Annotated in this window: 12 protein-coding genes; 7 read left to right on the forward strand and 5 right to left on the reverse strand. The window is 41.6% G+C overall.

Annotated features, from left to right (window positions below; translation table 11 throughout):
- Position 1: 1 nt before the first annotated feature.
- The gene (locus tag D0T50_RS04100; protein ID WP_163222235.1) at positions 2-9,703 is read left to right on the forward strand and encodes a LamG-like jellyroll fold domain-containing protein; all 9,702 of its coding nucleotides are present in this window, start codon (positions 2-4) and stop codon (positions 9,701-9,703) included.
- A 53-nt stretch (positions 9,704-9,756) separates the two neighbouring features.
- Positions 9,757-10,191, forward strand: coding sequence for a hypothetical protein (locus D0T50_RS04105; protein ID WP_163222236.1), 435 nt, complete (start codon positions 9,757-9,759; stop codon positions 10,189-10,191).
- Between the two features lie 177 nt (positions 10,192-10,368).
- On the opposite strand, the gene D0T50_RS04110 is transcribed toward D0T50_RS04105, so the two are convergent.
- A complete protein-coding gene (locus D0T50_RS04110) occupies positions 10,369-10,758 on the reverse strand; it encodes a DUF3244 domain-containing protein (protein ID WP_163222237.1) in 390 nt (129 codons plus the stop codon).
- Between the two features lie 283 nt (positions 10,759-11,041).
- On the opposite strand from D0T50_RS04110, the gene D0T50_RS04115 reads away from it, so the two are divergent.
- Positions 11,042-12,193: a DUF5009 domain-containing protein gene (locus D0T50_RS04115; RefSeq protein ID WP_163222238.1), complete on the forward strand. Its 1,152-nt coding sequence runs from the start codon at positions 11,042-11,044 to the stop codon at positions 12,191-12,193.
- Between the two features lie 19 nt (positions 12,194-12,212).
- Here the strand turns inward: D0T50_RS04115 and D0T50_RS04120 are convergent, their stop codons facing one another.
- Positions 12,213-13,433: a pitrilysin family protein gene (locus D0T50_RS04120; protein WP_163222239.1), complete on the reverse strand. Its 1,221-nt coding sequence runs from the start codon at positions 13,431-13,433 to the stop codon at positions 12,213-12,215.
- Between the two features lie 186 nt (positions 13,434-13,619).
- Between D0T50_RS04120 and D0T50_RS04125 the strand changes: the two genes are divergently transcribed.
- A complete protein-coding gene (locus D0T50_RS04125; RefSeq protein ID WP_163222240.1) occupies positions 13,620-15,476 on the forward strand; it encodes a DEAD/DEAH box helicase in 1,857 nt (618 codons plus the stop codon).
- Between the two features lie 275 nt (positions 15,477-15,751).
- Here the strand turns inward: D0T50_RS04125 and D0T50_RS04130 are convergent, their stop codons facing one another.
- A complete protein-coding gene (locus tag D0T50_RS04130; protein ID WP_163222241.1) occupies positions 15,752-18,634 on the reverse strand; it encodes a family 43 glycosylhydrolase in 2,883 nt (960 codons plus the stop codon).
- A 7-nt stretch (positions 18,635-18,641) separates the two neighbouring features.
- On the reverse strand, positions 18,642-19,652 hold the full coding sequence (locus D0T50_RS04135) for a virulence RhuM family protein (RefSeq protein WP_163222242.1): 1,011 nt from the start codon (positions 19,650-19,652) through the stop codon (positions 18,642-18,644).
- Between the two features lie 805 nt (positions 19,653-20,457).
- Here D0T50_RS04135 and D0T50_RS04140 point away from each other — a divergent pair.
- From D0T50_RS04140 to D0T50_RS04150, 3 genes are all read left to right on the forward strand, one after another.
- Complete coding sequence (locus D0T50_RS04140) at positions 20,458-21,228, forward strand: TlpA disulfide reductase family protein (RefSeq protein ID WP_163222243.1); 771 nt, start codon at positions 20,458-20,460, stop codon at positions 21,226-21,228.
- Positions 21,229-21,379: 151 nt separating this feature from the next.
- Positions 21,380-21,865 carry a dihydrofolate reductase gene (locus D0T50_RS04145; RefSeq protein WP_163222244.1) on the forward strand — a complete coding sequence of 162 codons (486 nt, stop codon included), beginning with the start codon at positions 21,380-21,382 and terminating at the stop codon, positions 21,863-21,865.
- 16 nt (positions 21,866-21,881) lie between these two features.
- On the forward strand, positions 21,882-23,717 hold the full coding sequence (locus D0T50_RS04150) for an ABC transporter ATP-binding protein (protein ID WP_163222245.1): 1,836 nt from the start codon (positions 21,882-21,884) through the stop codon (positions 23,715-23,717).
- Here the strand turns inward: D0T50_RS04150 and D0T50_RS04155 are convergent.
- Positions 23,714-24,334 (reverse strand): viroplasmin family protein, encoded by a 621-nt coding sequence (locus tag D0T50_RS04155; RefSeq protein WP_163222246.1) that lies wholly within the window; start codon positions 24,332-24,334, stop codon positions 23,714-23,716. The genes D0T50_RS04150 and D0T50_RS04155 overlap by 4 nt on opposite strands.
- Positions 24,335-24,373 lie beyond the last annotated feature (39 nt).

The raw sequence follows: 24,373 nt of genomic DNA on the forward strand, positions 1-24,373 counted from the left end.
CATGAAAAAGAATTACGCAATGATCGAACGGTTAACTAGAGGTTGCCGAGCGACGAACATAAAGAAGCGATGGTTGCTTCTGGTAATAGCAACAATTTGTATGTTGGGGGGGACTCAACAGGTGAGGGCAATTACACTATATGAAACAGGGAAAGTCACTATGCCCGTGTTTACTTATCCCTCGGAAGTAAATCAAGAAGGTTATATAACACTGTCCATCCCGGTTTATGAGGACGATAATAACCAAAGTTGGGTAGCAAAACAAAGTAATAAAGACTATCCCTATTTAACAGTGAATGCGACCAAATTCTTCGAATTCTATGTCGAAGATGGTCATGGGAAAACAGATGGACATAAGACTGTGATGGTAAAAGTGAGGCCCACATCAGCCGGAGCAGGAAGGATTTCGATAATTACAAAAAACGGCACAAGTGCTAGACTAACTAATACGAGTACATTTGCCGAGTATGAAATAGTATCTACACCCCAAAGCGGTTATCTATACACAATGATGCAAGTAAGAGTCTATCCCAGTACAGAAGAAAACTGCACCTTTAAGTTATGGATTACTACCAAAGAAACAGATACAAATGCTGGGATAACAATCCGCAACCAACGAGAAGGAGTTGAGTATGCATTCCCAAGTACACGCAAATTGTATATCCCAACAGTTTCAACAACTCCTACTTTTACATCGACATGGGAATTTTCATCTTCAAAAAAGATGAACTTAACAGGAAAGATTACAGGAATTGAAAAAGATACTTATTCAGCTTATGCACTTGCCTATGCTAAATGGGATGGAAATAATAATTATGAAAAAATGACCTACCCTAATGGAGCTATAAGTAGTAAATTTGAGGTTACTCTAGATGATTCAAATACGGATAAAGATAAAACCAAGACTATCAGGTACTACTGGCGACAAGATGTAGAAGAAAGATATAGTCCGCTGTATATAGAGAAATACTCATGCAATGCTATAATTCCGGCATACAATCAAGCAAAAGGTATCAATGGTAGCTATAATCAAACATCCGGAATAATTACCCTAAGCTGGACAGTAGATACTTCCACTCACTCGAACTCAAACAAGTTTGTTTCGAAAGCCCTTGGAGGAGATTTCCATGTGCAACGCGCTACCAACTCTCTTTTTAATCAAGAAGTAAAAGATTATACAGTTCCTTTTGTTGCAAATAAAACAAGTTACACCTTAAGTGATACGATAGCCGGTTTGTCAAATAACGGAACTTTCCATTATCGCATCAGACGTACACTTCCTACATCATGGAGCACAAGCAACTGGGATAATAACTTTTATTCTAGCGGAACAGTTACAGGCATTAGTGTTGCCAAACACGCAACCGTTTCAAGTCCTAAGCTGGTTGTTGATAAAGAAAGGTCAGAAGTAGTCATTACATGGACCGCCAACAAAAACTATTGGAGTTCCGGTTCTAAACTTATTATCAGAAAATATAATGTAACGACAAAGAATTCGCTCGATATAGAGTTGACCGAAACCCAGTTCAACAGCGGCACATATACAGATCAGGCTTTAACGGCATGCAACGAATACACTTATCAGATTTTTGTGAAGCCAGGTCTAACATTCTTCGAAACGCAAACAGCTATTAATATCTCAGGAAGTGCTATTGTTGAGGATATTGGCAATATTCAGGAGTTTAAAGCTTCCAAAGGCTATTTTTCCGACCGCGTTACATTAGAGTGGACAGCAATAGGTTCGTTTAACGAATTTATCATCAAACGCATGGAGTATGGCGAAACAGAAGGCAAACAGATTGGTACTGTATCGGCAACACTAAGCGAAACTTATAGTTTTGACGACGACAAAGGCATAGCCGGCGTTTATTATACCTATAGTATTATAGGAACTGCTAACTGTAACAATGTCATGCTTAAAACGCCAGAGAAAAAGGCTATTGGCTTCCGCACACCCACTGGAAATATTTATGGTCGCGTAACCTTCTCAAGTGGGCAGCCTGTAGGCAATGTAGAGATTCGTCTCAACTCCGAACTGGATTTAGGCAAAAGTATAAAACTAACAAACAGTACTGTTTTGCAAGTGCCCGAGATGAGCAGCCTCTCTAACGACAACTTTACTTTCCAAACTTGGGCGATGTCGGAAAGCGCAACGAAGCCTACCAGTATGGTTCTGTTCAGTAAAGCAGGACAGTATGAAGTTGGATTCAACAACAGCGGAGACCTCTATTTCACTGCGGGAACGGCAACAGTTAGCGCTCCGTACAAGTACGTAAAAAATGAGTTTATACATATATCGGCTATTAAGAAAGAACAAACGCTGAAGATCTATTTAGATACGATTCCACTTGTAGAAGAGATAAAGAGCGGAGTTACCCCCGTTGCTACACTAGATACGCTTTATTTGGGAAGTAACGAGACCAGAAACAAATTTATTGGTTACTTGGATGAAGTTCGTATATGGAATCGCGCGCTCGAATTTGACGAAATCAAGAGAGATTACAGCCGCCTTATCGTTGGGAACGAAACAGATATCATCGCTTACTATCGTTTTGATGAAACAATGGCAAACGAATTCTATGACATTTCGTACAAACGCACCAAGTATAACGAAAATCACGGTATAATTAAAGGAGGTACTACCGACACCCGTTCCTCCAAAGTTCCCGAAAATCTGGGACTGAAAGGTATTACCGACAACTCGGGTGACTACTACATAAACGGAGTTCCTTACGAAGGAAATGGTACCCAATATAAAGTTATCCCCTGGAAAGGTACGCATCAATTTGACCCCGAGTATCGTCTGCGCAACCTAAGCGATAGCGAACAAACTGTAGAAGCCAATTTTACCAACAAATCATCTTTCAATGTATCGGGTGAAATCTGTTACGAAAACACAAACATTCCTGTACAGGGAGTTACTTTTAAAATAGATGGAACTTACGTGAGCGACGGTAAAGGTGGTATGGCACAAAGCAACACAAAGGGAGAATTCAATATTGAGGTACCCGTAGGTGTGCACACCGTGCAGGCAATAAAGGATGGGCATACGTTCAATAACGATGGTTTGATACAGTTTGAGGGGAAAGACATCAACTACCAAGACCACAGAAGTGGTATTGAAATATGGGACATAACCAAGGTTCGATTCATTGGTCGTGTAGCAGGTGGGGCGGTAGAAGAGTCTTTCAAAGTAGGGCATTCTCTCTCGACAAACAATCTAGGAGATAATTTGGTTATAAAGTTAGCATTCATTGATGGCGATAAATTTGATCCGGATAACATTCCGAAATCAACATTTATAGAGCATCTCTTACCATCTAACAAGAAGAACGAAACACCGAAGAAAACAAAAATAGAGTATGAAGAAAAGGCTATCTACATCTATCCTGACGAGGGAACTGGTGAGTTCTTTGTAGATCTTATTCCTCATAGGTTTAAAATTGAATCGGTTTCGGCACTAGGACATGAAAACAATATCCTGAAAGAATCGACTTCAACACCTACTCTTAATTTACAGAACTGCATTGTAGAAATGGATGAAGTATACGAATATATGGATTCCGTCAATAATGAAGCATATAGCGATACGGTGAAATACCACTATAAAGAACAATTCATCAAACGTGTACCAATGGAGATTGATTTCTATCAGGTCAATAAGAAAGGAAGTAGGACAAAATACTTCGGCGAAGAAGAGATAGAGTTCACCAATCTGTTTGGCGACGCATACACTGTTCCTATTTATGCAAACGACAAATATTTGTTTAGCGACAACAATGGTAGTATTCCTGTATTCCTGCAAGGACATCAATACAACTATGTTGCCACAGCTTCGGAAGTATATAGATATAATGGCAGTTTAGACATCAAAGATGAGGACAGAGTACCTTGCGTAGATGGTTCGCTGGTTGTTATCAATAAGATTGCGACAGAAAGCACAGAAATATCTATCCGTCTCAACTCAAAAGGTCATGCTTTCTACTCGTTTGTTGCAGGCGTTCCCGACATGGGTAGTTCGGCTACGAACTCATTTTCTGCTCAAATAAAACTTACCAACAATGAGAAAAGCTCTTGGACGTTTGAGGGTAAAGAAATGATGAATGCCTATACCATTGGCTCAAAGTCCAAAGGAAGCGATTTTGTAACCGAAGGTCCTAAACAATTAATTACCGTACTGCGCGACCCACCGGGAAGCAACAGCTACGCATATCTGGAAAAGGGTACCGTTATTACTTCTACCTCTACCAGTAAGCATGGCGTAAAACAAACCGGCGAAGAAGATATACGTGCAGTGATAAGCCCCGAATTTAAATCAGCGGCAGGCACACCGTTCTTTATGACAATTACAGAGATAAAGACAGACAATAGCGTAGGTGGTATTGTAGAGCACGAACAATCTTCGTATGACGGAGAAACGACCACCAAGAGAACAACTCTGACAACACGTTTTGAAACCAGTAGCGACCCGCTCTACGTAGGACGTGACGGCGACGTGTTGATTGGTAACTCCACCAATATTGTATATGGAATGTGCGATGCGTACATTATTGTAGACAAATCGTACGAGATGACTTCTACCGATGATTTGGTTATGGAAGCCGACAATTATAAACTAATTCGCCGTTCTTCTTACAACTCGGATGTACAGTTCAAAACAATGTTTGCTTATCCACAAGTACATATAGAGAACCGACTGATTCCCGAATTGGTAGATTTGAAAAACAGTTACCTGCAGTATGGAACGCAATGGACACCAGATGTTGCACAGAAATATGCTAACGACAATGGTGAAACCGTATATGTTTCGTACTTATCTCGTGAAGATGAAAACTTCGGGAAAAGCAATAATGATGAAGAAGCATTCAGCAATGCCAATAAAACAGTCATAAAGCAAGATGGGCCAAGCTATCGCATCTATTATCCGGAACAAATGCCAAAAGCGCAACAAAATGATACCATCTTCCAGATTTGTTCTTCAATACAGAACTGGTACAACTTGTTGGCACAAAACGAACGCTCTAAACTCAGAGCCACCAAGATGCATCAAAATTACAGCTTCCATGCCGGTTCGTTAGTTGAATACTCGGAAGAGTACTCGTTCGAAACCGAAACAACCTACGAATACGACTATTTTGTAGGAGCCAGTGCCATATTAGAGCTAGGTGCTACATTTAATGGCGTAGGTTTCAAAACAACATTCAGAGAAGGAGGCTTTGAGCAAGGCGCTTCCTCTACCTCAAACGCAACGGAGAATACTCGTAAAGAGGGATTCGTACTTGCCGAGAACGGAGATGATGACTATCTCACGGTAGACGTTCTTTACGAGGAATCTGAAAATCTTTATGAAAAAGATGCAACGGGTCTAACCGATTTTGCGAAAGGACCATTTGTATACCGCACACGCGGCGGGGTAACATCGTGTCCGTACGAGCCGGTACGCTATACCAAGTATTACCAACCGGGCACTGTCTTAGATCAAGCCACTGTACAGTTGGAAGTTCCGGTATTGAGTTCAAACCTCACATCAGTTGTGAATGTTCCTCAATCACGTCCTGCTGTATTCACGTTATATTTGGAGAATCAGTCGGAGGCGAAAGAAGATAACTATTTCACACTTGCCGTATTGGATGGTAGTAATCCATATGGTGCCAAGTTATCTATCGATGGACAAGCATTGACCAGTTCGGGTCGTGCCTTCCTCGTACCGTTTGGCGAACAATTAGTGAAGACTTTGGAATTCCGTGTAGGAGCCGACTCAATGCGTTATGAAAACGTACAGTTAATCCTGCGTTCCATCTGCCAGTACGACCCAACTGATTTTGTGGAAAACATTGCCGATACGATCAGCTTATCAGCCTACTTTATACCGTCTTGTTCGGATGTTAACATCAAGACACCATTAGAGAACTTCATTGTAAACACTAAATCACCGAAAAAAGACGATGTGTATCAGTTGCCAGTAGTGCTCGATGGTTTCGATGTAAACAACCAATCTTTGGATCGCATTGAAATACAGATGAAACAAGAAGACGAATCGGAATGGTTTGCTGTACAAACCTATTTTACTAATCCTACAAGAATTAACAATCCGGATATGGAAGCTGAATTCGACCGAACGAAGTCTACCATTGAATACAACATACCAATGAACAGGTACGATTCAAGGTATCAGATAAGAGCTGTGAGTATTTGTGTAGACGGGCAAGATGAGATTTCTACCTTCTCGCAAATCGTAACAGGAACGAAAGATACCGAACGTCCTAAATTATTCGGCACGCCACAACCAGCCAACGGCATATTGGATGTAGAGGGTGAAATTCGTATTGACTTCAACGAGACCATCAAAGAAGGTGCTTTATCAAGGTATAATTTCCAAGTAACCGGAATTAAGAACGGATCTACAAAAACACACGGTGTATCCGTAGCATTCGATGGCATAAACGATTATCTGGCAACCGAAGCCGAGCGCAACTTGGTGGATCGTGACCTCACGATTGAAATGTGGGTGTACCGCGAAAGAGGCACAGGAGCAGCCACACTCTTCAGTCACGGCAACATCAACAATTCATTAGAGTTTGGATTTACTGCCGATGACAAACTAACTGTACAAATGAATGGCACAACGCATGTCAGCAATACACTTAGTTTTGAGACCGGCACACAATGGGCGCACGTAGCCATGGTGTATAACGCAACTAACGAAACTGTATCGCTTTTCTACAACGCTACCACTGTATTGAGTAAAGCAGCTGTTGGCAAGTATGAAGGTAATGGAATCTTTGAGTTTGGTCGCAGCATTAAATCCGCTTCCAACTTCTTCGAAGGCAAAATACATGAGGTTCGTTTGTGGGGCAAACAACTCACATCCAGTGATTTAAAAATCAATTGGCTAAGAATGTACTCGGGCTTAGAAAGCGGCATGATTGCTTACTACCCTATGCTGGAAGGAAAAGGAAATATGGTGTATGATAAAGTACGTGGAGCAAATGCAACAATGTATGCTGAATGGAGCACACAGGAGGGTAGAGCCATATCATTTGCAGGCGACGGAATTGTTATGATACCATCGGCAGAGATATCCAAAGAAATGGATTACACTATCGAACTTTGGTTCAATGCAGCTCCGGGACAGACCAACGCTACTTTAGTAAGTAACGAAGTGCAACAAGCAGGTGCTACACTATCCAATACAAACCGTTTCTTCTTGGGATTCAATGAAAACGGCAAACTCACGTTCAGAAGTAACGAACGCGAAGAAATTATTGAAGATACGCAACAAACAGACCTGCGCGACAACAACTGGCACCACATTGCCATTAGTGTGAACCGCGTTACCCGCCGAATGGAAGCTTTCATTGACGGAGCGCTTATCAAGCAATTCAATATAGAAGGTATCGAAGGAATGAGTGCAGACCAAGTAACCATTGGTGGAACACGCATCCTTGAGGGTATGACACTTGCCGGTACCCAAAATCATTTCACTGGAATTATTGATGAAGTCCGTTTCTGGAATGGAGCCATGACAGAAGATTTAGTAAACAGTAATAACAACAGCCGCCTGAATGGCGATGAAATGGGATTGATTGGGTACTATCCGTTCGAAGAGTATAAAACAGAAAACAACATCACATCGGTTAGCTATACATTGCAAAACAAAGCTGTTTCGGACGAAGCACCGAAAGCATCTACAGCTACTAAAGCGACCGAAACAAGTAAGACAGCTCCTATTAAGGATAGAGGACCGGTAGAGAATCTGAAATATAGCTATGTCATCAGCGACAAATCCCTAATCATCAACTTGGATGAAGATATGGATGTAATTGAGAAATCTACCGTAACCTTCTCCGTAAAACAAGTTTTGGATATGTTTGGTAACGAGACTGTATCGCCCATTACTTGGAGCGCATACATTGACCGCAATCTATTGAAGTGGAGTACGGATGAAATCAATCTATCAAAACAACGCAATGAACCACTCTCTTTCACTGCCGATGTAGTAAATAATGGCGGTTCCATCGAACGTTTTACGCTCGAAAATCTACCGGTATGGCTTACAGCATCACCAATGACAGGTAGCATAAACCCAAAGGCTAAACAAACGATTAAGTTTACAGTGAACGAGGGTACAAACGTAGGTACCTATCAGGAAATGGTATTTATGCTCAACAGCAAAGGAGTATCTGAGGCTCTACCTGTAAATCTTCGTGTGAAAGGTGAAATACCCGAGTGGACAGTAAACCCAGCAGATTATGAATACAGTATGTCTGTATTTGGCAAGCTACGTATCAACAATATCTTCTCTTCGGATGCAGAAGATATATTCGCAGCCTTTATTAACGGCAAGTGTGTGGGCGTAGCAACCAATAAGTATCAAGATAAAACCAACACATGGTATGCCTTCCTAACGGTATATGGTAACAAAGAGATGGTTGATGCCGAAGTAGAATTCCGTATTTGGGATGCCGGAACAGGTATTATTTATGGTGCGGAAACTACACAAGCAATTAGTTTCAAGAATCAAAAAATATATGGAACAGCAGAGAATCCGCTTATTTTCGATAGCAGCAATCTGGTGTACCAGAATATTAAGTTGAATAAAGGATGGAACTGGATATCATTTAACGTAACCAACAACGCGTTAAACGATGTACAAACCACGTTGCAAAATTCCACATGGACAGCCAACGATATTGTGAAAAACGAAAACTACTTTGATTCGTACTCGGCAGTGTCGAAAACATGGACAGGAACATTGAGCAACAATGGAGGTTTCAACAATACATCCATGTATATGCTGAATAGCGGCAACAACCAAATGTTAAGCATTATAGGCGAAACGGTGAATGTAAAAAACACACCTGTTGCTGTAAAGGGGAATAAATGGAACTACATTAGCTACCTGCCAAGCGTAAATATGAAAATAGACGATGCATTGGCCGATTATGATGCCAAATCAGGTGATGTAATCAAGTCACAAACCACATTCGCTATGTTTGACGGATATGCGTGGATTGGCAGTCTATCCTATATGGAGCCAGGTAAGGGGTATATGTTATTGCGCAATGATGCTTCGGACACTAATTTTAGGTATCCGCAACAAATCGGTTCAATAACACGTACTGATGAAGAGGTTATCACTGATGCAAATTATGCTTATGCAAGCAATATGACGATGACTGCTATAGTTGATGAGAATACAGAATTCCGTGAAGGAGACAAGCTGGTAGCTCTAATTAACGGTGAGGTAAGAGGTATTGGTACGTGCTCGAACAATGGTTTGAACTATCTCAATATCGCTTCAGATGAGGCAGGTGTAATAGCGTTTGGCATAGAAAGAAATGGAAACATCATTGCACAAGCCACTAGCAAAGAGGGGTACATCGTGAATAAGGTGGCTGGTAGCCCGGAACAACCAATTCTGATTGATTTCACCGAAAGGGCCCAAGCTGTTACACTTTACCCCAATCCATTCGTTACTGATCTGAATATCTGTATCACACTCAATGAAAGTGCGGAAGTAGGTATTATCATCAACGACATCAGCGGAAGACTTGTAACACAGTGGAGCAGCCAATATATGGAAGCAGGTTCACACACGATTACTTGGAGCGAAGCCGCCACTGCACATACTGGAACGCAATATATCGTAACTGTAACGATCAATGGTAAAGCCTCATCACATAAAGTAACCAAAAAATAAAAAGTAATAACCCTGTGGGCAGGCTTGCCTGCCCACAGATAAAACAAAAGAGTATGAAAAAGATATTAAATAGCCTATTGATGCTAGTGCTCGGCTTCGCCTTACTAACCGCCTGTAGCGACGAAGACCACACACAAAGCAAACCCATTTGGGAAGTTGACACATCTATCAATTTTAGCGCTACTATGACAGCAATCGTTATATTACCTACCAACCTGCTGGAATATGCGCAAGATAGTGACCTACTCGCCGTATTTGTAGGTGAAGAGTGCCGTGGAAAAGGTGAGTTGGTAAAGAAAGGCGATACCCGCTATTACTACCTCACCATTAAAGGATTCTCGGAAGAGAGTGGAAAAGTTAGTTTCCAGTACTATAACACAAGTCGTTCGTTCCTGTTTACTACAGGTGCTGTTACGAATTTTGAGCCCAATGCCGTATGGGGTGTTATTGATAACCCTAAAACCCTAAACCTGGTGTTAGTAGAATAGTTGAAAAGATAAGCGGGAAGTGAACTTGAATATCACTTCCCGCTTGCTTAACCTAACCTTCAACTGTCTATCACAGACATTAATATGTTGTTAATTAAGTAAGGAACAGATTTTTCACCTAAGAGAACCCTTTTTCTAATTTACAAGAGAGTTTGAATACTCTTACGATTCTACTGTTTAGAGCGTAAATGAACCTTGTAGATAAACTCCAGACGGAAGGGTCAGCTCTATTACATACTCTCCAACAGTATAGTCATCTAGTAAGATGGTCTTCGTGTCATTCGCATCAAAAGAGAAAACGTATGCGTCGACTAATAAACCATCTTTATACAAAGACACTGTTACATCAGCAATTGCTGTTGCTGCAGTTATGGCTATTTCAGCATCGTCTATCAACTCAACTGTAAACTGTTGTGAAACTACAGGAGCAGATTTAACAATGGGTTTATCAGGAATCTTAGCAATCAAAATAATTGCTTTGCGTCCTTCAGTTACTAACACTTCTGCTTCAATAGAAATAGGAAGCAGTAATACAAAAGAAAATAATAGCAAAAACAGGTTTTTCATTCTTCATTTTTTTATTTACTCACAAAGCTATATACAAAAACGAATAAACGGCCAAACACTAGCCGGACAAATGTCATTTCACTGATACTCATTTGATTACAGGCGAAAAATCGCCTGTTTTTCTTCATTGTTTACAAAAAACCGGACAAAACATTCTACGGAATTAGAGATATTTAACGTATTTGTTGCGTTACCAGCAAAATTAAAGGTTCTAGTATACAGCAAAATCGCGAATACAGTTAATAAAAACAGTATCTTTGCAAAAACCTCTAAATCAACAAATATGAGAAACTTAACACTGCAACGCATTGCGGCAATCGATGTATTTCGTGCCTTGACGATGTTCTTAATGCTCTTCGTTAATGACATTCCCGGTCTAAAGAATATTCCCCATTGGCTAAAACATGCCGAAATGAATGAAGATATGCTTGGATTCTCAGACACTATTTTCCCTGCATTTCTTTTTTGTATGGGCATGTCTATCTCATTTGCTATCCAAAACAGACTAAAGAAAGGTGATAATTTATTGCAGGTAGCGCTTCATGTGTTTTGGCGTTCGGTAGCACTTATAACCATGGGATTATTCTCTGTAAACTACGGTTCCATCGACTCTATTGCTTCTGGAATAAGTAGAAATTCGTTCTGTATATTGATGGTTATCGGTTTCTTTCTTATTTGGGCGGTCTATCCTCGTGTAGAGAACTGGAAGAAATACCTGTTCTTGGCTATGAAAGGCGTAGGCATTGCTCTGTTGCTTTATCTATTCTTTATTTTTCAAGGAAAAAATGGGGCTCCTTTCGCGCCCAAATGGTGGGGAATCCTTGGTATTATCGGCTGGACGTATGTAGTATGTTCGGCTGTTTATCTCTTTACTCGCGAGAGTATAATGAAAAATGCCATAGCATGGCTACTCTTTATAGTAATGATGATTTTAGGATACGCAGGTGTACTCAATCTTTCATTTATCCCCGGTGGTATTACTCATATTGTATTTGGATTTTCGGGTGTTCTGGTTTCCTTACTCATGCAACAATATGCCAACCCCGACAAACCTGCAAAGTTTATACTTATTCTCTGTGGACTGGGTGTTATTATGTTGCTTGCCGCTTTATTATCACACCCACATTGGATTATCTCTAAGATACAAGCTACTCCCACATGGTTCTTCTATTGTATGGCAGCATTCTTCCCCCTGTTTGGTGGCATCTATTGGCTAACCGATATAAAAAAGAAAGCTACTTGGTTTGATTTGATTAAACCGGCAGGGACGGCTACGTTAACCTGTTACATGATTCCCTATATCTGGTACAGCGTTTATGCTCCTATCGCTTTCCAAAGCGGTGGAATGGGACTTTTGCGCTCGGCAGTATTCTCGTTGCTAATTGTAGGAATTACCGATTTACTGGTACGCGGAAATATTAAGCTTAAAGTGTAAATTCACAAAAAAAGGGAAGCTATTTATATACAAGTGCCGATAGATGTTCTTCAGAAAACATTTCGTTGGCTACTTCCCATATCAAGTCAGCAGTTAGCCCGTCTATCCGCTTGAAGACCGAGTCCGACGACTCGAATCTGTTGTAATGCAAAAATGTTTTTGCCATACCAAGCGCGTTATTCTCATGATTGTCTGACGCTACACCAATCTGCCCGATTAGTTGCTTTTTGGCTGCTGCCAACTGAGCTGGCGACATTTTTGTATCGCGCAACCGCTTCAACTCTTTGAATACTAACTGCAGGCAACGATCTACATTCGCAGGGTCTGTACCAAAGTAAATACAGAAAGCCCCTGTGTCGGTATAGGATGTAATGTTAGACTCCACATTGTAGACTAATCCACGACGTTCACGCAACGAAATATTCAAACGGCTATTCATTCCCGGGCCACCAAGCACATTGTTAAGCAGATACAAAGCAGTACGTTTATCATCGTACGCGTTATAGGCTTGGCTTCCTATCATAACGTGGGCCTGATGCGTTTGTTTATCCACATTGAGCTGCTTGGCTACGTAGGTGGGTGGAAGCGATCGTTGGGTGGATATTTCTTTGTAGGCAATACGTTCCGACAACTTCTCTATAGTGCGTACTACTTGTTTGAAGTTAAAATCACCTTGTACAAAGAAAATCATATTTGTAGGATGATAATAACGTTCTACAAAAGAAAGGGCGCTTTGCGTATTGAATGTGCGCAAGAGTTTGGGGTTTCCCAAAATATTGTGCCCAAGCGGATGATTGCGAAAGATGAGGTCTTCGAAATCGTCAAAAATAAGCTCGGAAGGATTATCCTCATACGATTGTATTTCATCAATGATAACCTCTACTTCTTTTTGTATTTCGGCAGGTGGGAATACCGAATGAAACGTTATATCGGTAAGTAATTCTGCAGCTCGCGCAAAATGTGTTTTAAGAAAAGCGGAGTAAACAACCGTCTCTTCCTTATTTGTATATGCATTCAAATCACCTCCCACATTCTCCATCCTGTTTAGGATGTGCCAGGCTTTGCGTTTAACAGTTCCCTTAAAAATAAGATGCTCTACAAAGTGTGCCATGCCATGTTCGTGCTCCATTTCATCGCGTGTTCCGGCATTAATAGCATAACCGCAGTAAGCTACTTCGGAGTTTTTATGGCGATGAATTATTCTCAATCCATTGGGCAGTGTATATTGGTTGCAATCCATTTGCATATGTTTATTGTTGGTTTGAAGGCGCAAAATTACATAAAAAACTCCGCATAAAAGCCTATATTGCAATATACTTCACATACACTTTCTCTTACCTGTTTTAACGAATAATCGGACGGAAGTGATTGAAAATCAAACATTATACGTACATTTGCAGCCGAATTTAATAAGAGAGATATTTTAATGAAGAATTTTGAAGAGTTAGGCGTTTCCCCGGAAATACTTAAAGCAATTGAGGAAATGGGTTACGCTGCTCCTATGCCTGTGCAAGAGGAGGTTATACCTTATTTATTGGGTGAAAACAACGATGTAGTAGCCCTCGCACAAACCGGAACAGGCAAAACAGCCGCCTTTGGGTTACCTATTATACAGAAAGTGAATGTAGATAATCGCGTACCACAATCACTAATACTTTGTCCTACCCGCGAACTATGCTTGCAGATAGCAGGTGACTTAAACGATTACTCCAAATATATAGATGGGCTGAGAGTGCTTCCTGTTTATGGTGGTTCCTCTATCGATAGCCAGATACGTTCCCTTAAAAAAGGCGTACACATTATCGTAGCTACGCCGGGACGTTTACTCGACCTGATGGAGCGTAAAACCGTTTCACTTACCACCGTGAGCAATGTAGTGCTCGACGAAGCAGATGAGATGCTCAACATGGGCTTTACCGACAGTATCAATGCCATACTTGCCGACATACCTAAGGATCGCAACACATTGCTTTTCTCGGCAACAATGAGTCCTGAAATCGCACGTATTGCAAAGAACTACCTCAACAATGCCAAGGAAATAACCATCGGACGCAAGAATGAAAGTACCAACAATGTAAAACACGTGGTATATACTGTTCATGCCAAAGATAAATATGCCGCCCTAAAACGTATCGCGGATTTTTATCCACAGATATACGGTATTATCTTCTGTCGCACCCGTAAGGAAACACAAGAGATTGCCGATAAATTGATGGAAGATGGCTACAACGCCGACTCATTGCATGGCGAATTATCGCAGGCACAGCGGGATGCTGTGATGCAAAAATTCCGCATCCGCAATCTGCAAATTCTAGTTGCTACCGATGTAGCTGCCCGTGGACTCGATGTGGACGACCTTACCCATGTTATTAACTATGGACTACCAGATGACACAGAGAGCTACACACATCGTAGTGGCCGTACGGGTAGAGCAGGCAAAACAGGAACTTCCATTGCCATCATCAACCTGCGCGAAAAAGGTAAGTTGCGCGAAATTGAACGCATTATTAGCAAGAAATTTGAGCAAGGAGAAATGCCTACCAACCACCAGATATGCGAGCAGCAATTGCTTCGTGTAATTGATGAAGTAGAAAAGGTAAAGGTAAGCGAAGAAGAAATAGCTGATTACATGCCTGCCATTTATCGCAAATTAGAATGGTTAGAAAAAGAAGATATTATCAAACGCATGGTATCGTTAGAGTTTAACCGTTTCTTAGATTACTACCGCGACCGCGAAGAGATAGAAATTGTAACCGATGCTCGTGGCGGAAGAGAAAGAAGCTCCAATAGCGAAAAATGGAGTGACCTCCGTAGAGGAAGCGACCGCAGAGAAAATTCAGGTCCTCGCAAAGCCGAACCGGGATTTACACGCATTTTTATAAGCTTGGGCAAAGCCGATCGTTTCTTGCCAGCTCAATTGATTGATTTAGTAAACCGTCATACCAAGCAACGTGTTCGCATAGGTCGTATAGACTTGATGAAGAGTTTCTCGTTCTTTGAAGTAGAGAACAAGCAAGCGCTGTCAGTAGTGAAAGCATTAAACAAGCAAAACTTTCAAGGACGCAAAATCAATGTGGAAATAGCCGGAGAAGAAGGTCCCTCAAACAAACCACAAGGTAAATATTCTACCGGAAGACCACCGAAGAATAGCAAACCAAGCCGTGAAGAAAGAGGCTACAAAACTTCTCGTGGTCCTAAGAAGAAAGAAGACTGGAAGCAATTCTTCAATGAGCCTGAGCCGGATTTCTCGGAAGAAGGATGGGCAAAGAGGAAGAAGAAATAAGGCGAAATACACACCAAATGTAGTTTTACGAAATAGGTCTTCACATTCACATATCACTGTAAGTAAATGGCAGTGAGCGAGTTGGTTGTGAAGACCTCTTCTTTTATCCTTCACAGGTTTTTCATAACCAATTTCTGACTGTTTTTGTACTAAGAAAACAGTCAGCCATAGTTTCATGCTCTGTGCGCCTATGGATGACGGAGCATCAACCATAGGCACACGATCACTCGTCCATAGTGTGAATTAATTCCGCCAATGCATTATCAAGTTGTTTCTTAATAAACGTCCAAACTTACCCTCTCCTTGCTGTTTTCAGGAGTATCGGGCAGCGCTTTGTTATTCACAGTTGCATTCTTAAATCGAATATTTTCAGTACAAAACAAATAATAGCTATGCAGCGCCTTCGCTACCGAGAAGTTTTTAATTTCAATGTCGCGGATAGGTTTTTCTTCGTACCCATCAATGAAAATAGCATAATTATCGGCAGTACCGGCTTTTACATTACGGATAAAGAAATCTTCGTACAGTGCCACGAAACCTCCTCCTCTAAAACCAAAATAGTTGGTCTCGAACCTCAAAATAGCTCCTTTGGCACGCTCAATATCGATGTTACTGACGTGTATATTCCGAATATAGCCTCCACGATCTCGATTTGACTTGAAATATAGTGCATTCTTCACCGTTCCAATGCGGATATTGTCCATATAGACATTCTCTACACCACCCGACATCTCACTACCGATGCACAATCCGTTGCACTCCGAGTGGAAAAGGCAGTTACGGATGACAATGTTTCGCGATGGACGACCTACACTTCTTCCATCCGCATCACGTCCAGCTTTGATAGCTACCGCGTCATCTCCTGTACGGAAGATGCAATTCTCTATCAGTACGTTGGACGTAGACTCCGGGTCGCAACCGTCATTGTTTGGATAGTGTGTGTCAATGGTAACGCCACGCACAATGACGTTATCGCAATACACAGGGTGAATTGTCCAGAACGGAGAGTTTTTAACCAACACATCTTCCACCAATATTCTGGAGCAACCCAAAAATTGAATGCAAGAGGGGCGTAACTTGGTACCCTCAGCAAATACCCGCTCATAAAGTGGGATTACCTTTTCGCCCATATCGCGCAAACGGTCGCGCCAAGGGGCTTCAATCTCTGCCCAAGGTGCAAACTCCAATCCTCCTTGCGCATCGATAGTACCTTTTCCGGTAATGGCAATGTTATCGGCATGGTATGCATAAATCATTGGAGAGTAAGAGTAGAGTTCGGTACCCTCCCAACGAGTTTGCACCACCGGCAAGAAATCGGTAGCTTTACCACTGAAAAGGAGGTATGCACCCTCTTCCAGATGCAGATTTACATTACTTTTCAGCACCAAATTACCTTTCAGAAAGTACGTTCCTTTTTCTACTACTACCCTACCGCCTCCTAATAAGGAACAAGAGTCTATCGCTTGTTGAATCTTTTTTCTTGGTAACTGACTATCCTCGCTGTTTGTAGTGGGGCAAGTTACCCGGATATCCCGATTGGCAAATGAAGTACGGGCAATACCTGCAATAATTTTCTCGGCAGGGTCGTTTGTATCCGCTTGCGGACCGTCATGTTTGTACTTAAACCATTGAAATGAAGTTGCGCCTGCTTCTTTTTGTGTGTTGTAGCTATATAATCCTATGCGCGCTCCTTTCCAGTGCCCAAACTTAATAAAGAATGGTTCTCCGCAAGAGGTAAAATGAATATTATCTTCACTGTAGAAATATTGAAACGCCTCTCTATCCATATCGATAGCTACGCGAAGATAGGCAATTTCATCGGCTATTTCGGCAATGGTTGTCTCCGTAGTATCATTCGAAAAATAGAGTAGTTTCTTTCCTTTTTCCATTTTCACGCCCAACACCCGGCTCTCTTTCGCAAAACAAGCCAATCCGCAACGCTGCCCCTCGGCTATCTCCGAAAAATTCATGGCAACAGTTGCTTCACTCTTATATCCCACTATTTTCTGTGTTAGTGTATTGCGCGCCAAGCGGAAATAGGGTGCTTTCAGTGCTTTCAGAGTTAACATGCCACCGGGTGTGGAAAGCGACCACGCTCTATCTACCGGATTATGATTCCATTGCCATTGCAGCGACAGTGTTTCTGATGTAAAGTCATCATCGGTTTGCGGGGCAAATACTTCGGTACTTTTTATTGGTTTCTTCCAGACAGACACGGGTTCTCCAATTCCATTCCGGTCGAGGTCAACACCTATTACCGGCCAATCGTCGTGCCAATACATGGGTTGCAGATGCACCACCCGCCCCAAAGATCCGGCATGTTGAAAATGGTAAAAGAACCATTGTCCATCGGGAGTATCGACAATAGCTCCTTGATGTGGGCCATTGACGTGTGTACTACCTGTTTCCAGCACTATTTTCTTCTCATAAGGACCATAAATGTTTTTAGAACGTAACACGCTTTGCCAACCTACCTCAACCCCACCCTCGGGGATTGACATATAGTAGTAACCGTTTCTTTTATGTATTTTAGTGCCCTCGGCTACGGGGCCTGTGTATATAGTAACCCCATCGTCGAGCAAGCGCGTACCATCCGCACTCATTTTATGCAGAATAATAGGTCCTGCGCCATGCTTGCTTCGTCCCAGATAGGCTGTTCCATCCTCATCCCAGAAAGGACACGGATCTTCCCACTTCTCTACGGCATGTACCAAATGAAGCGGACTCCAGGGACCTGCCGGATTTTCGGCGGTAGACATAAACAGTCCCTCGTGAGGCGTACAGAAAAAGACCCAGAATTTATTGTCGTGATACCGTATGGCAGGCGCCCACGAACCACCCGCATAGCGCTTATTCTCTTCCCAAGCCGGGAAGTCAAAGCGATTGTAAATTTGCGAAATCAGCTTCCAGTTAACCATATCGGCAGATTCCAACACCTGCATTCCCATGAAGTGAAAATCGGAAGCAACCATGTAGTATTTATTGCCTACACGAATTACATCAGGGTCGGAATAATCGGCATTGAGAATGGGGTTAACGTAAGTGCCGTTCCCTTGGTCGCCCCACTTGCCGGGGGTACCTTGAGCAGTAGATAATGAGATAATGCAAAAGCACAAAATAGCAGTTAGCGTAAGCTGCTTTACTAAAATGTTTTTCATACGGTGTTTATTTAGTGTTTTTATCTGTCAACTTCTTAATTTCCTTATCAAAATCGGAAACTATCTTCTGTGTCCGGTTGAATTCGTCATATTCTATTATTGCTTTTTTGTCGGCTTGTAGTTTCGATATTTTACCTTTTCCATCAAGTACTTTATACTCATTAAACGATAGGAATTTGCCTACACTCTCGGCAAATTGTTTCATAGTAAACGCATTTTGGCGTTCTATTAAGCCTTCAATATAATCGAAATAGCTTGTAACAGTTCGTTCCAATTGTCTAATCTCATTTTCGGGCAGGTAGTTCTTAGCAGTCGTTACATCCGACTTTAGTATTCTTCCTTCGGGAGAATTTTTCCAGGTTTTTAATCCCATGTGTTCTTTACTGCGATTGGCTCTGGTATAAATAATTTCTGCTGCTGTTTGTCCTGTAATAGCATAATGAAATTTGTTTTGCACCATTGCGTAAAATTCTTTTGTAATGTCGGCATTCCTGTCATAATCAATGCTGCACTCCGCAAAAATATCGGTTATCTGCTGCCAAATACGTCGTTCGCTTGCTCTAATAGAACGAACACGCTCTAATAACTCCCGAAAATAATCTTTCCCAAAAGTAGTTTTGCCTTGTTTCAAACGTTCATCATCGAGGACAAAGCCTTTTGTGATAAATTCTTTCAGCGTATTCGTTGCCCAAATACGAAACTGTGTAGCTCGCTTGGAGTTAACCCGATAACCAACTGCGATAATCATATCCAGATTATAGAAATCGATAATTTCATTCACCTCGCCTCTGAAGCCACGATTTACGACTGTTTCCATTTTGGAAATAGTCACTTCTTCAAAAAGTTCGCCTTCTTCAAAAATATTTTTTATATGCTTACTAATTGCAGGAACTCCTACATCAAAGAGTTCGGACATCGCTTTTTGAGTAAGCCAAAGTGTTTCGTCTTTTACCACCACATTTACTTTTATATCTTCTTGTGGTGTAGTATAAAGTAAAAATTGAAGTTGTTTATTCATTGGTTGCTTCCTCTCTTTTTTCGCTTTATATTCTCCTCTAACTGTTTCTTCTCAATATTTATAAATTGTTGATGCATTTTGAGGCTAATACTAATTTAGAAACTGGTTTTGAATTAATTCGTTCGCAATTTAGTGATATGTTTTGAATACTCAATCACTTTTAATGGTTTCTTACTACATGAGGTAACATTATCACACAAATACAAAACCAAACGCGTTATAGAACCTTAATACGAATTTGGAACTATCACCGAAAAACCTTATCTTTAGTATACAAAGATATACGGAAAGTATATACAGATAGAGGCGGGAAACCAGGTGTTTTTCGCCTCTGTTTTTTTAGTTTTTTCTACTCCCGTGTTTAACACGACTTACTTCCGTGGTAACCACTAACACATGCCGTGTTAACCACTCTTACCCTTCGTGGTTAACACGAAGACAAAAGTGGTAACCACGGAACCAAAAACAGTGCAAAAAAGTAATCCGACTTAATAGAACCGGATTTTTGCGATATGGGCAAACCAAATGACTCTTTTTTATAGAAAACAGAGAAGTTAATAGTATATAAATAAACCGTGATAGAACATACCTGCAAGTAGTTATAATTTTATACAGATAGGTAGTAAATGAGATTCCTCACTACTCGCCTGGAATGACCCAAGACATTTACCATTTAAATTGGTTCGAAAACACAAAGCAGTCATTAACATGTGTGAGGCGAGTCCTTTGAGTTCTGCCTTATTTTTTATAACTTGCCGAAGTTTATCAATGAACTTGGTTAAATTCAAAACAATTGTCTACGGATATGAACAAATTACTCATCACATTTATTCTCATCGGCTCTCTCCTTTTCGGAGGGATTTCTACCTCACTGGCCAACAAGCCTAAAAGAATAATGATTATAAATGGAACTTTCTACTATGAAATACCGTCGGAAATTGAAAATATAAAAGGAGTATCTGACAGAAAACTCTTCATGCTATCAACGTCCAATGGCACACGAGCAATAGGCATACAATGTCCTTCCGTTATTTTATCGAACGAGGTGCTACAGCGGTCTATCCCTATTGACGAAGTACCCGAAGGAGAAGAATTGCTACGCCGTTACCATGAAGCCATAGCGAATTTTAAAGATATAAAATCAGCTACAGAGTCAAAACCACTGATAAATGTGGGCGACACATTTCCTATGTTCACAGCAGTAGATATTCATGGCAAAACATGGACTAATGCTGACGTAAAGGGTAAAGTTATGGCGCTAAATCTTTGGTTTACGGGATGTGGACCTTGTCGTACGGAAATGCCCGAACTATCGGAATGGAAAAATGAAATGCCCGATGTAATGTTCTTCTCATCAACTTACGAAACGCCCGAAGTAGCCCGCCAAGTATTGGATAAAGTAACCTTCAACTGGATTCCTTTGGTAAACGACATTCAGTTTAAGGAACTCATTGGAACCAAGGGTTACCCTCTTACCATAGTGGTGAACAAGAAAGGTCGTATTGTAGCCTTTGAATATGGTACCTCGCCCGAGAAACGTGCGAAACTGAAAGAAGCAATTCAATCTTTAAGGTAAAAGTCTAAAAGCAGCGTAAATTCAGCCTTGATCTTTTCTTTTTTACTACCTTTTTTCTTTTGCATCAAGGCAAAAGAAGAAAGTAGAAGCCCCAAAAACATTGTCGTCTGAGAAAAAACCGTTAGTTTTGCTAAAATTATTTGATAAATAGATGAGCATAGCAATCATTGTAGCAGCCTCCGAGAACAACGTCATTGGCTCGGACAATCAAATGCCTTGGCGACTATCCAACGATTTGAAGCGATTTAAAGAGCTTACCATGGGCGGTGCCGTTATTATGGGGCGCAAAACATACGACTCGATAGGTAGGCCATTGCCGGGACGGAAGAACATTGTACTGACAAATTCAAACAGCTTCGCCCCTGCCGATGTAACCGTGGTTCACTCCGTAGAAGAAGCACTAAGAGAAGCGGCCACCGCCGAAAAAGTGTTTGTGATGGGAGGGGGCGAAATCTACCGCCTGTTTTGGTCGGTAGCCAGTAAAATCTATTTTACACGGGTACACGCACACTTGGAAGGCGACACATACATCCCTGCAATAACAAAAGAAGAATGGCAACAGGAAAGCAATGAAAGTTTTCCTGCCGACGAAAAAAACAGCTACCCATATAGCTACGAAACATATCATAGAAAATAAAACAGAGAGACACCATATGAAAGATTTTTTAGAGTTGGTTCGGCAGTTTATCATGCCGTATAAGAAATTCCTTTTTGGCGCACTGTCGCTCAACATTGTTTCGGCATTATTGAACGTATTCTCTTTCCTTGCTTTACTACCTATCCTCAACATCCTGTTTCAAACAGATAAGACCGAACAAACCTTTGAGTTTATGCCTTGGCAACTCGACGGTATCAAGGATATTGCCATGAATAATTTCAATTATTACGTTACAGGACTTATAGACACACATGGCGCTATTACTGCACTGATTTTCATAGGGGTGGGTTTCATACTGCTCACATTCTTCAAAACAGCCAGTTACTTCGCCTCCTCGGCTATCATTGTGCCACTACGCACGGGTATTGTGAAAGATATACGTACTACGCTTTACAATAAAATTATCAGTCTGCCCCTGTCGTTTTTCTCCGAAGAACGCAAAGGAGATATTATTGCCCGTATGAGTGGCGACGTAAACGAGGTAGAAACCTCTATTGCCTCCTCGCTCGATGTACTGATAAAGAACTCCATCTTTATTGTAATTTACTTTACCACATTGATTGTTACCAGCTGGGAACTTACCCTCTTTACCGTATTGGTAGTGCCCGGATTGGGTTGGGCAATGGGTATCATCGGCAAGAAGCTGAAACGCAAATCGCTTGCGGCACAAGAAAAGTGGAGCGAAACTATGACGCAGGTTGAAGAAACCCTGGGCGGACTACGTATCATCAAAGCTTTCATTGCCGAGAAGAAGATGGAAGCACGCTTTGACAAATGCACCGAAGACTATAGAAGAGCCGTAGGTAAAGTTTCTATGCGCCAGGCAGCGGCACATCCGGTAAGTGAGTTCTTGGGAACAGTTCTCATCATCATTGTACTGTGGTTTGGTGGCTACCTTATTCTCAACTCAAGCTCGGTTATCGATGCTTCGATGTTTATCTTCTACCTGGTTATTCTGTACAGCGTGCTCAATCCGTTGAAAGAACTATCGAAAGCAAGCTACAACATACCCAAAGGAATGGCATCTATGGAGCGTATCAACAAAATACTGAAAGCGGAAAATAAGATAGAGCAGGCAGAAAAGCCCATTCCGCTTACCGATTTCAAGGAGAAGATAGAATTTAAGAACATCACCTTCAGCTACGACGACAAGCGCATGGTACTGCAAAACATTAACATAGCGGTAAAGAAGGGAATGACTGTGGCGTTGGTAGGACAGTCGGGCTCGGGTAAATCTACACTGGTCGATTTACTTCCTCGCTACCACGATGTGCAGCAAGGTGCCATTTTGATTGACGGCATCGATATTAGAGACGTAAAGACGCAGGAACTTCGCGGCCTGATGGGTAATGTAAATCAGGAAGCGATACTTTTCAACGATACCTTCTTCAACAACATAGCCTTTGGCGTAGAAACGGCTACCATGGAACAAGTGATGGAGGCTGCCAAGATTGCCAATGCACACGATTTCATCATGGAAACCGAATTGGGCTACGAAACCAATGTAGGCGATAGAGGTTGTAAACTTTCGGGTGGACAACGCCAACGCATCAGCATTGCGCGTGCCATCCTGAAAAATCCGCCTATCCTTATTCTTGATGAAGCGACTTCGGCACTCGACACCGAATCCGAACGCCTGGTACAAGAGGCTTTGGAGCGGCTAATGAAAACACGCACCACCATTGCTATAGCGCACCGTCTTTCTACTATTAAAAATGCGGACGAAATCTGCGTGATGCACGAAGGACGTATTGTGGAGCGCGGACGGCACGAAGAGTTGTTGCTGTTGGGCGGCTACTACAAGAAGCTAAATGATATGCAAAGTCTTTAGCCTTTCCGCCCAAAGTCGGCAGGAATCTCTCCCCACTCTTTGGTTTCCCATTTCAGAATACGAGTAGTGTACTTGTTTTCGCGCAACCATTTTTCAGCTCTTTCTATTACCAGGAAGAGCTGTTCTGTTTCTTTATCGCGCGGAAGTTTGGTTTTGCATTTCTTTTGTTTTACCCATAAAATAGCGTTGTGGCTATCGCTGTAGATGGGCATATCATACCCATGCTTTTTGAGGTAGGCAAGCCCATGAACAAGGGCAAGAAACTCGCCAATATTATTTGTTCCCTTGGTAGGGCCGAAATGAAATAGTTGTTGCCCACTGGCTATATGGACACCTCTATACTCCATGGCACCGGGGTTTCCGCTGCAAGCAGCATCTACCGCCAAGCTATTGTCAATAATAAGTGCAGGGTTGTAGGTGGGTGCTGCCTTCTTGGCATTCTTTCCTATATAATCATAAGGAGAAGAGGCAAGTGCTTTCTCTGCTTCTTCGCGAGTTTCGAAAGATTTATATCTGGCGCCTTCGTATCCTTTGGTTTGTAGCAAACATTCTTCCCAAGAGGAATAAATCCCCGGATTATTACCAATCCATACGACGTAGAACTTCTGTTTGGGCATATTTTATCTGTATTGAGCGGTAAAAATACAAATATAAAA

The organism is Bacteroides sp. 214 (genome assembly GCF_010501015.1).
GTDB lineage: Bacteria > Bacteroidota > Bacteroidia > Bacteroidales > Bacteroidaceae > Bacteroides.

Excerpts from the sequence above, each read along its gene's own strand:
- D0T50_RS04100 (WP_163222235.1), top strand. The coding sequence starts at position 2 with ATGAAAAAGAATTACGCAATGATCGAACGGTTAACTAGAGGTTGCCGA.
- D0T50_RS04105 (WP_163222236.1), top strand. The coding sequence starts at position 9,757 with ATGAAAAAGATATTAAATAGCCTATTGATGCTAGTGCTCGGCTTCGCC.
- D0T50_RS04110 (WP_163222237.1), bottom strand. The coding sequence starts at position 10,758 with ATGAAAAACCTGTTTTTGCTATTATTTTCTTTTGTATTACTGCTTCCT.
- D0T50_RS04115 (WP_163222238.1), top strand. The coding sequence starts at position 11,042 with ATGAGAAACTTAACACTGCAACGCATTGCGGCAATCGATGTATTTCGT.
- D0T50_RS04120 (WP_163222239.1), bottom strand. The coding sequence starts at position 13,433 with ATGGATTGCAACCAATATACACTGCCCAATGGATTGAGAATAATTCAT.
- D0T50_RS04125 (WP_163222240.1), top strand. The coding sequence starts at position 13,620 with ATGAAGAATTTTGAAGAGTTAGGCGTTTCCCCGGAAATACTTAAAGCA.
- D0T50_RS04130 (WP_163222241.1), bottom strand. The coding sequence starts at position 18,634 with ATGAAAAACATTTTAGTAAAGCAGCTTACGCTAACTGCTATTTTGTGC.
- D0T50_RS04135 (WP_163222242.1), bottom strand. The coding sequence starts at position 19,652 with ATGAATAAACAACTTCAATTTTTACTTTATACTACACCACAAGAAGAT.
- D0T50_RS04140 (WP_163222243.1), top strand. The coding sequence starts at position 20,458 with ATGAACAAATTACTCATCACATTTATTCTCATCGGCTCTCTCCTTTTC.
- D0T50_RS04145 (WP_163222244.1), top strand. The coding sequence starts at position 21,380 with ATGAGCATAGCAATCATTGTAGCAGCCTCCGAGAACAACGTCATTGGC.
- D0T50_RS04150 (WP_163222245.1), top strand. The coding sequence starts at position 21,882 with ATGAAAGATTTTTTAGAGTTGGTTCGGCAGTTTATCATGCCGTATAAG.
- D0T50_RS04155 (WP_163222246.1), bottom strand. The coding sequence starts at position 24,334 with ATGCCCAAACAGAAGTTCTACGTCGTATGGATTGGTAATAATCCGGGG.